The sequence below is a fragment of the Thermogemmatispora sp. genome, assembly GCF_019683635.1.
GTDB lineage: Bacteria > Chloroflexota > Ktedonobacteria > Ktedonobacterales > Ktedonobacteraceae > Thermogemmatispora.
Genome location: NZ_JADGIA010000191.1, coordinates 1 through 10,334, shown reverse-complemented (window position 1 = coordinate 10,334; position 10,334 = coordinate 1). Strand labels below are relative to the sequence as shown.

At 63.0% G+C, this 10,334-nt stretch carries 7 protein-coding genes and 1 pseudogene; 5 read left to right on the top strand and 3 right to left on the bottom strand.

The genetic code is table 11. The features are described from left to right. The first annotated feature begins 297 nt into the window (after positions 1–297). Positions 298–1,212 (top strand): glycerol-3-phosphate acyltransferase, encoded by a 915-nt coding sequence (locus IRZ31_RS17300; protein WP_189362045.1) that lies wholly within the window; start codon positions 298–300, stop codon positions 1,210–1,212. Positions 1,213–1,359: 147 nt separating this feature from the next. Continuing rightward, on the top strand, positions 1,360–2,244 hold the full coding sequence (locus tag IRZ31_RS17295) for a DegV family protein (protein ID WP_297155919.1): 885 nt from the start codon (positions 1,360–1,362) through the stop codon (positions 2,242–2,244). Between the two features lie 25 nt (positions 2,245–2,269). Here the strand turns inward: IRZ31_RS17295 and IRZ31_RS17290 are convergent, their stop codons facing one another. After that, on the bottom strand, positions 2,270–4,039 hold the full coding sequence (locus IRZ31_RS17290) for an ABC transporter substrate-binding protein (RefSeq protein ID WP_297155917.1): 1,770 nt from the start codon (positions 4,037–4,039) through the stop codon (positions 2,270–2,272). Positions 4,040–4,443: 404 nt separating this feature from the next. Between IRZ31_RS17290 and IRZ31_RS17285 the strand changes: the two genes are divergently transcribed. Continuing rightward, positions 4,444–6,114, top strand: a complete 1,671-nt coding sequence (locus IRZ31_RS17285; RefSeq protein ID WP_297155914.1) for a thiamine pyrophosphate-binding protein — start codon at positions 4,444–4,446, stop codon at positions 6,112–6,114. A 150-nt stretch (positions 6,115–6,264) separates the two neighbouring features. Here the strand turns inward: IRZ31_RS17285 and IRZ31_RS17280 are convergent, their stop codons facing one another. Then, positions 6,265–6,387 carry a hypothetical protein gene (locus IRZ31_RS17280; RefSeq protein ID WP_297155912.1) on the bottom strand — a complete coding sequence of 41 codons (123 nt, stop codon included), beginning with the start codon at positions 6,385–6,387 and terminating at the stop codon, positions 6,265–6,267. A 302-nt stretch (positions 6,388–6,689) separates the two neighbouring features. On the opposite strand from IRZ31_RS17280, the gene htpG reads away from it, so the two are divergent. Then, a complete protein-coding gene (htpG, locus tag IRZ31_RS17275; protein WP_297155908.1) occupies positions 6,690–8,570 on the top strand; it encodes a molecular chaperone HtpG in 1,881 nt (626 codons plus the stop codon). Positions 8,571–8,718: 148 nt separating this feature from the next. Here the strand turns inward: htpG and IRZ31_RS17270 are convergent, their stop codons facing one another. After that, positions 8,719–9,282, bottom strand: coding sequence for a DUF1697 domain-containing protein (locus IRZ31_RS17270; protein WP_297155906.1), 564 nt, complete (start codon positions 9,280–9,282; stop codon positions 8,719–8,721). A 281-nt stretch (positions 9,283–9,563) separates the two neighbouring features. Between IRZ31_RS17270 and IRZ31_RS17265 the strand changes: the two are divergent. Beyond that, a pseudogene (locus IRZ31_RS17265) lies at positions 9,564–10,334 on the top strand (hypothetical protein); the annotation flags it as partial.

The window sequence follows — 10,334 nt, the reverse complement described above, 5'->3', positions numbered from 1 at the left end:
CAGCCAGTTCACCCCGTTAACGCTTGCACGAAAGCAGCCTCTACCGGTACAATGATAGAAAACACGGCCTGTGAGGCTGCACAGCGCCGACGGTCTCCATGAACAGCAGAACGGATCGAATAGATCTGGACTTATGATCAATCCCATGCCATCGTTAGATCACAACAACGACAATGCCGTCAGCGCGGCCTGAGCAGCCCAGCCACAGGCGCCCGTTTGTTGCGCTGGCCGGGCCTGATCTGGCCAGCCATCACGGCAACGCAATGCAGCAGCAGGAGAGAGGAGGTCCGCGAACCTGTGAGCAGTCCTCTCATCAGTGAAGTCCGCAGCCATGCCCGCCGCAGACGCGCTCGGGGCAGCCGTTTCAGACAGGGCCGATCGACCCGCTATGTGCGCTATGTTCGCTACCTCGGCTCGCTGGGCCGCGCCAGCCGGAGAGCTGTCCAGGTGACGCGCCAACGCGCCCCCGCCTGGCGGCACTCCGCTTTCTCGCGCTATGTCCTCGCCTGGCTTGCCGCCTATCTCTATGGCTCGCTGCCGCTTGTCTACTGGCTCGGACGACGCAGCGGCGTCAACCTGCGCAAAAGTGGCTCGGGCAACGTCGGCGTCTCCAATCTGCTCAGCAGCGGCAAGCGGGGACGACGCTGGGCGGTGCCCGCGGCGCTCTTCGACGCCTCCAAAGGGTACCTGCCGATCAGCATCTGCCGCCGCCTGGGCTATCCACGCGAAGTGGCAGAACTGGCTGGCGTCTGCGGCGTCATGGGCCAGTGCTGGCCGCTCTTCTTGCGCTTCAACGGCGGGCGCGGCCTGAGCGCCTTTTTCGGGGCCGCCCTGCAGATCAACCGCCGCGCCGGCGTCCTGGCCCTCTCCACTCTGGCCAGCGGCGTCCTCTGGCGCCTCGGCTCGCTGCTCTCCCACCACCGCGCTCCCATGCAGGCCGCCCGCTGGTCCTGGGCCGGCTCCGGCTACGCCACGGCCCGCAGCAAGGTGGTACCTCTCAGCGGCCTGGCCGCTATCCTGCTCTTCACGCTCGTCTGCCTGCGCGAGCATGAGCGCACCCAGCGCCAGCAACTCATTCCTCCCCTGCTGGCCGCCTTGCTCCTGCTGCGCCGCCTGACCGCTCCGCTGCCCGACGATGCCGAGCACGGCCCCACGCGCCAGCCCTCGGCCCTGCTCTACCGCCTGCTCTACGACCGCAATACGCCCGATTAAAGGTCGAAGAGCGAGAGCCAGCAGACAGGTCCAGACAGCCTGGCGCAGTCCAGGCACACCGGCCAGATATACCAGATATAGGAGAAGACGAGCGATCAGCAGGCCGCCCCAAAGCTTGAAGGAGCAGAGAAGAGGCGAGCAGAAACAATGATAGGGGTCATCACCGATAGCACGGTGGGACTGCCTGCGGACCTGGCCGCGTCCCTCGGCATCACCATCGTGCCGCTGGTCATTCTCTTCGACCAGGAAGCTGTTCTTGATGGCATCGATCTGGACAGCGCCGCCCTCTTTCGCCGTCTAGAGGCGGCGCCGGTCTTTCCTCATACCTCCCAGCCCTCGCCCGCCGCCTTTGTCCAGGCCTACAGCCGCCTGGTCACCGCGGGGGCCGAGGGTATTCTGGTCATTGTGCTCTCCGCGCGTCTCAGCGGCACCTACCAGACCGCCCAGCTGGCCCGCGAGCTGCTGCCCAGCGAGCTACGCCGGGTGCCAATCGAGATCATCGACTCGCAGAGCGCCGCCATCGGCATGCTGCCCGCCGTGCTGCAAGCCGCCGAAGAGGCCCGCCAGGGGCGTACGCTGGCCGAGATCCGCGCCCATGCTCAGGAAGTCCTCGCTCGCACTCACTTCCTGGGTGTGCTGGAGACGCTGGAGTTCGCACGCCGCAATGGACGCCTGAATGGGGTCCTGGCCACCCTGGGCGATCTGCTCGACCTGAAGCCGATCCTGGTCCTGGAGCGCGGCAACATCGTCGCCGCGGGCCTGGCTCGCAGCCGGAGGCGCGCCTGCCGTCAGATCGCCCAGCTGATCAGAACAATGCGCCCCATCGAACGCATCATCCTGGGCGAGTCCAGTCCCGGGGCCGCCGACGACCTGCGCCACGAGCTGCAGACCATCTATCCAGGCGAGCTGCCCCTTTACCCATTGGGGGCAGCTCTGGCCCTCAATACCGGCCCAGGGACCGCTGCCGTGGCCGTCGTCAGCCGCTCGTCGCTAACGCTGGGCCGGAGCGCAGAGGATGAGCCGCCAGCCTGACGCCGATTGCAGCTCTTCCTCTGCCTCAGCATCGTTCTTTGATCAGACAGCCCCATACCTGTTCAACCTGGGTATGGCCTGCCTGGTCCAGATGAAGCAAGAGCACCGGCTTGTTGAGGACGTTGCCGTCGCTGCCAAAGGCAATGACCCCCGTGATGCCCTGCCAGGCTTGCTCACCCCTCATCTGCAGCAGAGCCTGCTGGAGGCGCGCCCCGGTCAAAGGCTGACGCTGCTGGAAGAGGTGATAGCAGGCTTCCGCCAGGACGGAGACAGCATCATAGGCCAGCATGCTATCGGCATCAGGCCGGGTGTAGCCATACGGACTGCGGCCCGCTGGCGTCGGTCCGAAGCTGGCTGCGTAGGTCTCCAGGAATGTCTCCATTTGCGGCAGGGGCTGCCCCTGCCATTCATCAGGGAAGGCAAAGGCCGTAAAGTAGAGGCGTCCGCTGTGAAAGGAGGGCCGCGCCTCCTGGGCGTAGTTCCCATAAATGTAGAGGGCATCGCCTCCCAGTACCAGCGGGCACCTCGCTGTCGCCAGCGCTGTCACCGGCTGGCAGGGCGGCAAAGCAGCCAGCAGCACGCTGACATCGGCAGAATAGCCTGCGAAGTAGATCAGGTCCGGCTGAGTACGCAGGGCATCCTGCAGGAGCTGGGGCAGGTTGTCAGGCTGGCCGACGTGATATTCTTCGGTAACCGTGATGTGATGGCTGGCATCTTCGAAGGCCAGCCGAAAGGAGGAGGCCAGGCTCTGACTATACTTGTCGCGCGGGTCTTCGAAGAGAGCAACCCGTCGGGCCTCCAGTGTCTGTCGAGCGTAGAGAGCAGCATCTTCGCCCTGGAGGGCGTCCGGTGGAGCGATGCGTGCGAAGTAGGGCAGGTTGCGCAGATCGTTGCCGGAGGCGGTCGGCGAGAGCATCGGCAGGTGGGCCTGATCCACCAGAGTCACACTCTCGCTGACATCCTGGCTTAGCTCCCAGCCAACGATCCCCACGATGGGCGCACTGGCCGAGGAGACCCTTGCAGCCTGAATGATCTGACAGGTGACCTGAGCCACTCCACCACTGCCGGCATTGGCGAGCAGCAGGCGCAGGCGCAGCGTGTGGCTATCGTTAAAGATGCGCTGGGCCACATAGGCCCCTTGCAGGATATCGCGCGCCCCGCCAAGATAGTGCGGCGTGAAGCGCGTTGCCACCACCAGGGTGATGCTGGGCAGGCCACTCTGCTCAACGGCAACGTTTTCCGCATAGATGCGCGCTTCGGCATCGTTGGTCACCTGCTCGGCGGCGTTTTGCCAGAGCGACTGCGCCTCAGACAAGTTGCCAGCACTATATTGCTGCGCCGCCTCCTGCTTGCGCGCCAGGTCAGGCTGGCTGGTGTCTAAGACCGCGGAGCCATCGCTGACACCGATCAGCTCTCCAGCGGGAGTCTTCGTTACACCCAGATAAGCCGAGGAGACGAGATTGTTGCGCGGCAGACTGCAGCTCGCCGCAGAGGGGACATGCGGCCAGACGCGCGGTATGATATTCCAGCCGAGAAAGACCAGCAAGAGCACGCACGTGAGCATCATCCAGAAGCGTGTCTTCGCCACCAGCGTGGCCAGATCCTCCCCAAGGGCCTTCAGCAGCCGAATGAAACCCATGCGCGCCTCATGAAACTGCAGGACAACTCCAACGACGCCGATGAAAAGCCCGATGAAAGCAGTCAGCTGAGCGGAGCCGCTTGCTTTGTAGCAAAGCCAACAGAGGATAACGATGAACAGGAGCAGAAAGCCCACCTGGGCCAGACGTCTGCTCATGCTGGTCCCCTCCTTCCTTTCCTGGAAGGAACGTTCAGGACTAATAGACCTCTCCTGATGTAGATAGACGCAGCGGAAGACGGCAGCTTGCTGCTCATTATAGCCTATCGAGCAGTGTCTGCCTATTGTGCCTTTCTCTCCCGGAGAGAGCGAGCCAGGCCAGCTTTGCGGAGAGGAACGGCCTGTACTATGATAAAAGCATAGCGGCCCGAGCCTGAAGGTGAAAGCAGCGCCGCGAGGGGGGCCATCCTCCAGCGCGGCAGCTCCATCCTCTCACCTCGCTCGTCCGCTCGCCGGCAGGCAAGGAGGCCAGAGAAGGTCAGGCCACAGTCGCTGGAAGGAGCGCGGACGACTGAGTCCAGCAGAGCGCAAGGGAAAGATCATCGAGGAGCAACAAGGAAGCAATGCAGCACAATGTGTCGTTGACAGGCGGGCAGGCAGTGGTAGCCAGCCTGCGCGCCCACCATATTGAGGTCGTTTTTGGCATTCCGGGGGTACATAATCTGCCCATCTATGATGCCCTCTACGATGAGCCGGGGATACGTCACGTCCTGGCACGCCACGAGCAGGGCGCGGGCTACATGGCCGACGGCTACGCGCGCATCGCCGGGCGCCCCGGCGTGGCCCTGGTGATCACGGGGCCGGGCGTGACCAATATTGCCACGCCACTGGCCGATGCCTATGCCGATTCGCTGCCGCTACTGGTCATCGCCACCAGCCTGCCGGGCGAGACTGGCGGGCGCTCCTGGGGCCGTTTGCACGAGCTGAAGGACCAGCTCGGCCTGGCCCGGGCCCTGGTTGGCTGGAGCCACGAAGTGCAGCGCGTGGCGGAGATTCCTGAAGCTATTGCTGAGGCTCTGCGCCAGATGCGCACAGGTCGGCCCCGCGGCGCCTTTCTGCAGATTCCACTTGACGTGCTTGAAGCGCAAGAGACGATGGCGCTGCCCACGCTGGAAGAGGGCGAAGAGCCGGCGGTGGCGCCTGATGAGGAGACAGTTCAGGCGGCCCTGGAGCTGCTGCGGGCGGCGCGCCGCCCTGTGATTATTGCCGGGGCCGGCGTGACCGCCGCCGGCGCGAATCATGAGCTGCTGCGCCTGGCCGAGCTGCTGCAGGCCCCGGTCTTGCTTGGAGGCAAAAGTCATGACGTCTTACCCAACGATCACCCGCTGGTCATCACAACTCGGGGCGCCCCATCGCGTACGCTTGGCCCACTACTGAGCCGCTCCGATCTGGCGCTGGTTGTTGGCAGCAAGCTAGGGATGCAACGCACGACGCTGCCGGCCCTGGAGCGCAGCCGCAGCGGTCAGGCCGATACGGGCCGCCTCCCTCTGCCAGAGAAGCTGATCCACATCGATATCGATGCCGGCGAGATTGGCCGGCGCTATCCGGCCAGCGTCGCTCTGGTTGGCGATGCCCGCCTGGCCCTGAGCGCGCTCCTAGCAGGACTACACGAACAGTTGGGACAGTACGAGGACCGCCGTCAAGAGGTGGCCGCTGTGCGCACCGCCTTGAGCCAGCGCGCGCAGCAAATCTATGGGGAGGTCATGCCCTGGCTAGAGGCTCTGCGGACAGCCCTGCCGCGCGAAGGGATCGTGGTGGCCGATATGACGATGGCTGGCTATGCTGCCGCTCAGGCGTTCCCGGTCTATGAGCCACACAGCTTTATCCATGCCTCCGAGCTCTGTTCCATTGGAACGGGTCTGCCGCTGGCGCTGGGGGCACAGCTGGCCGCGCCGCAGCGCGCGGTGGTGGCACTCTGCGGCGATGGGGGATTTCTGCAGAATGTGGGCGAGTTGGCCACGGCAGCTCAGGAGCGCATTCCAGTCGTCACCATTGTCTTTAATGATGCCAGCTATACAGCGGTGAGAAACGATCAGTTGCAGCGCTTCCCCGGACGCAGCATTGCGACGACGCTGGTGCCGCCCGACTTTGTGAGCCTGGCCCGCGCTTTCCATATCGAGGGCCAGCGCGTCGAGGCGCCCGATGAGCTGGCCGAACTGCTGCGTACCCGCCTGGGGTTGCCGCCCGCGGAAGCGCGCCCGCTCCTGATAGAGGTGCCGCTGACTCAGCGCTGAGGCAAGCCAGCAGAGTCACTGAGGGATGTCAGAGACTAGCGCTGCGGGCAGTTCCCTCTTACCCTGGTTAGACCAATCACCTGCGTCTACAACGCTGGACCCGCACGACTCGTCTTTCAAGCTTGAAGATTCTGGCGCAGACCGGGGAAATCACGGCTTCAGCCGCGCTGGCCTGCGCCAGCTTGTCGGGCTACCCAAGGCCCCAACCCAACCGGGCAGCTCAGGACCGGATCGGACGTCGTCTTCCTTCCCAATCTCGATCAATCTGCTCATCAGCGCCTATGCTCCTCCTTCTTCTGGCCTGCCCCTTCTCAGAGGCCAGCCGCCCTGTCTCTAGCAGGAGATGCGCGCGAGCAGAGCGGTTGGTGTTGCTGAGCCTGGCAGAGAGCCAGGCGCTAACAGATTTCTAACGAAAATCCCACACTCTTCTAACACAGCCTATGGCATCATATGTACCGTGGAGAGGTGTACCACCGCAGAGCGGAACAGGCCGCACAAGACAACTCGCGACGACTACGACCGACACGACGCATCAAGCTTCCCAGGGATCTGCGTAGCTAACATGGAGGTGTGCCATGCCAGTTGAAACCCATAAAGAAAAGCTGGGCTTTCAGGCGGAAGTCAAGCAATTGCTTGACATCATGATTCATTCGCTCTATAGCAATAAGGAAATTTTTCTGCGCGAGCTTATCTCTAATGCATCAGATGCTATCGATCGCCTGCGCTTTGACGCGCTCTCGAATCCCGACCTCTACGAGCGCGACGCCGATTTCAAGATCCGCGTCTCTTACGACCGCGACGCGCGCACCATCACTGTCAGCGACAACGGCATCGGCATGTCGCGCGAGGAGGTCATCCAGAATATTGGGACCATCGCCAAGTCGGGCACGCGCGAATTCTTCCAGTCGTTGACCGGCGACCAGCGCAAAGATGCCATGCTCATTGGTCAGTTTGGCGTCGGCTTCTACTCTTCGTTCGTGGTAGCCGATCGCGTCACCCTGCTGACGCGCCGCGCCGGCCTGCCCGCCGACCAGGGAGTGCGCTGGGAGTCCGATGGCCAGGGCGAGTATACTATCGAGACCATCGAGAAGCCAACACGCGGCACCGACGTCATTCTGCATCTGCGCGAGGGCGAGGACGAGCTGCTCAACGGCTACCGTCTGCGCTCGATCATCCGCAAGTACTCGGATCACATTCAGCTGCCCATCGTCATGAAAGTTGAGGGGAAGGACGAGGAGGAGGTCGTCAACAAGGCTTCGGCCCTCTGGGCCCGCCCCAAGAGCGAGATCAGCGAGCAGGAATACAAGGACTTCTATAAGTATATCTCGCACGACTTCGCCGACCCGCTGGCCTGGGTCCACAGCCACATGGAGGGCACCCACGAGTACACGCTCTTGCTCTTCATCCCTTCTCAGGCGCCCTTCGATCTGTGGCTGCGTGAGCGCCATCACGGCGTCAAGCTGTATGTGCGCCGCGTCTATATCATGGACGATATCGAGAATAAGCTGCTGCCGCGTTATCTGCGCTTCGTGCGCGGCGTCATCGACTCCGATGACCTGCCCCTCAATGTCTCGCGTGAGATGCTGCAGCAGAACCGCCTCATCGATACGATGCGCGCTACAGCGACCAAGAAGATCCTGGGCCTGCTCAGCGATATGGCCGAGAAGGAGCCGGGCAAGTACGCTATCTTCTGGCGCGAGTTCGGGCGCGTGCTCAAAGAGGGCCTGGTCGAGGATAAGGCCAACCGCGACCTGATCGCCCGCCTCTTGCGCTTCGCGTCGACGGTCAGCGGCCCCGAGCAGAACGTCTCACTGGAGACCTACGTCTCGCGCAAGAAGGAGGGCCAGGATAAGATCTACTACCTGCTGGCCGAAAGCTACGAGGCCGCCAAGGATAGCCCGCTGCTGGAGATCTTTAAGCAGAAGGGTATCGAGGTCCTGATCTGGACCGATCCCATCGACCACTTCGTGCAACACGAGCTACAAGAGTATGGCGGCCTGCCCTTCCAGTCGATCGCCCGTGGCGAGGTCGACCTGAGCAAGCTAGAGGACAAGCAGGAGCAGGAAGAGCGCCAAAAGAGCGCTGACGAGGTACGCGACCTGCTGGAGCGCTTCAAGAAGGTCCTCAGCGAGAAGGTCAAGGATGTGCGCACGACGAGCCGCTTGACAACCTCACCGGCCTGCCTGGTGGTCGACGAGGGCGGCATCGATCCCAACCTGAAGCGCCTGCTGCAGGCCGCCGGCCAGGCCGTGCCCGCCGACAAGCCGATCATGGAGATTAATCCGCAGCACCCGATCATCAAACGCCTGCGCCAGGAGCAGGATGAGGCACGCTTCACCGATTGGGCCTGGGTGCTCTTCGACCAGGCTGTGCTCAGCAGCGGCGACCAGCTGGAGAACCCGATCAGCTTCGTCAACCGTCTGAACAATCTGCTGACCCGCCTGGGAACAGAGTGAAGCCGCAGCTCGCTTTTGTCTCGCCCGCAACCGTTGTCCCAAGCCAGGAGGGCGCTATCCTAGCTGGTGCTCCGCCGACAGGACAGCGGGGCGGGCGAGCTGCTTTCCTCTGATTCCCTGATGCCGCTTTCTCTCAGGCTATGCCCGCTCACCCTTGTTGCCTTTGCTGGAGAAGCCGCCTTATCTGGAGCAAGGTCTTCCAATTACGTCCCGTGGCTGGACAACCAAGGGCGCGCTCAAGGGCCAGAGTCGTCAGCTTCGAGCGTCCGATCCCATTGGCATACCAGACATACAGCTCCTGACCACGCGCCGAGAGCTGCAGCTGCTCGGGTCCCGCAGCCCCAAGTCGCTGCAAGGCTGCAGCTGCCTCTGCCGCCGGGGTCGCGACCAGGAAGAGTACCACGAGACGCTCAGGCGCCTGCTCGGTCTCTCGCAGGAAGGGATTCGCCCGTATAGTCTCCTCCAGATCAGCGGCTCTGCGCAGGGCGACCCGGCTGGCAAAGCCAAATTCCTGGAGGAAGCGCCCCTCAATCTGACGAGCCAGACTCAGGGCATCACCTTCGTCGCTAGTGAAGAGCACGTTACCCGTCTGGATATACGTACTGACTGCCTGCAGTTCCAGAGCCTCATGCATCCTCCTCAGAGCTGGCATGGAGACCACCCCGTGCCCCCCCACATTGAGCGCGCGAAAAAAGGCCACATAGGTTGTCATTTCTCTGAAGCCCCTTTCATCTCTGCTCGCTTGCTGGCCGCTCAGCCAGCAGCACGCCTGAGCTAAACAGAGGATCGGCCCGTCTGGCTCTGTCGCGCTGGCGCTGGCGAGGAGCCAGTTTTTTACATGTTCTGCTTCGGCTCCTAGAGATAGGAAGAGAGATGATTACCTGGATCTACTTAGGCAAAAAGAACGATAGAGATTGTCTATCTAGTGATTACCGAGTATATTTGTTGGCAGCAACGACAGGAGCAAAGGCAAAGCGAGTGAGGATAGACCGCATGCTGTCAACAGGAAGCGAGATCGCGCCGGCGCCACAGCAGACCTGGAGCAGATCGCAAGGCCGGCTGATCCTGACCCAGCTTCAGGAAAAGGGCAGGAGCCTGGCAAGGAGCTGGCCACTCTGGCTTTGCCTGGCGCTGGCCCTGGCGGTGCGCCTCTTTCTGGCTATTCGTCACAACCCGGTCATTGAAGGAGACGAGGCGCTCACCGGCATCCAGGCGGAGAACATTCTGCGCGGCGAATGGCCGATCTATTACTATGGCCAGGCCTATATGGGAAGCCTGGAGGCCTACATTCTGGCCCTTTTCTTCGCCGTCGCCGGGCCATCGGTGCTGGTCCTACGCATCGCGATGAGCTGTACCTCGCTGCTCCTCGTCTGGCTCACCTGGCGCTGCGGCGAAGCCCTCGCCTGCGAGGCCGGCCTGCGAGCAGGCCCGCGCCGGCTCTTCCTGATAGTGGCGACAGCCATCGCTGCTTTGCCCCCTCTTTACGATGCCGTGCTGGAACTACGTTCCTACGGCGGCTATACCGAGGCCATGATCGTGATGCTCTGGCTGCTCTGGGCAACGCTGCGCCTGACCCAGCGCTGGCACCAGGGCGCCAGCCGACGCGAGCTGGCCTGGCGCTGGGCCGGAATTGGCCTGCTGATCGGCCTGGGCCTCTGGATCGATCCCTTGATCGTCTACGCCCTGGCAACAATGGCCCTCTGGCTCGCCGGCTTCCTCTGGCAGGCATGGCCGCGGCAGCACAAGAAGAGCGAGGGAGGCCAG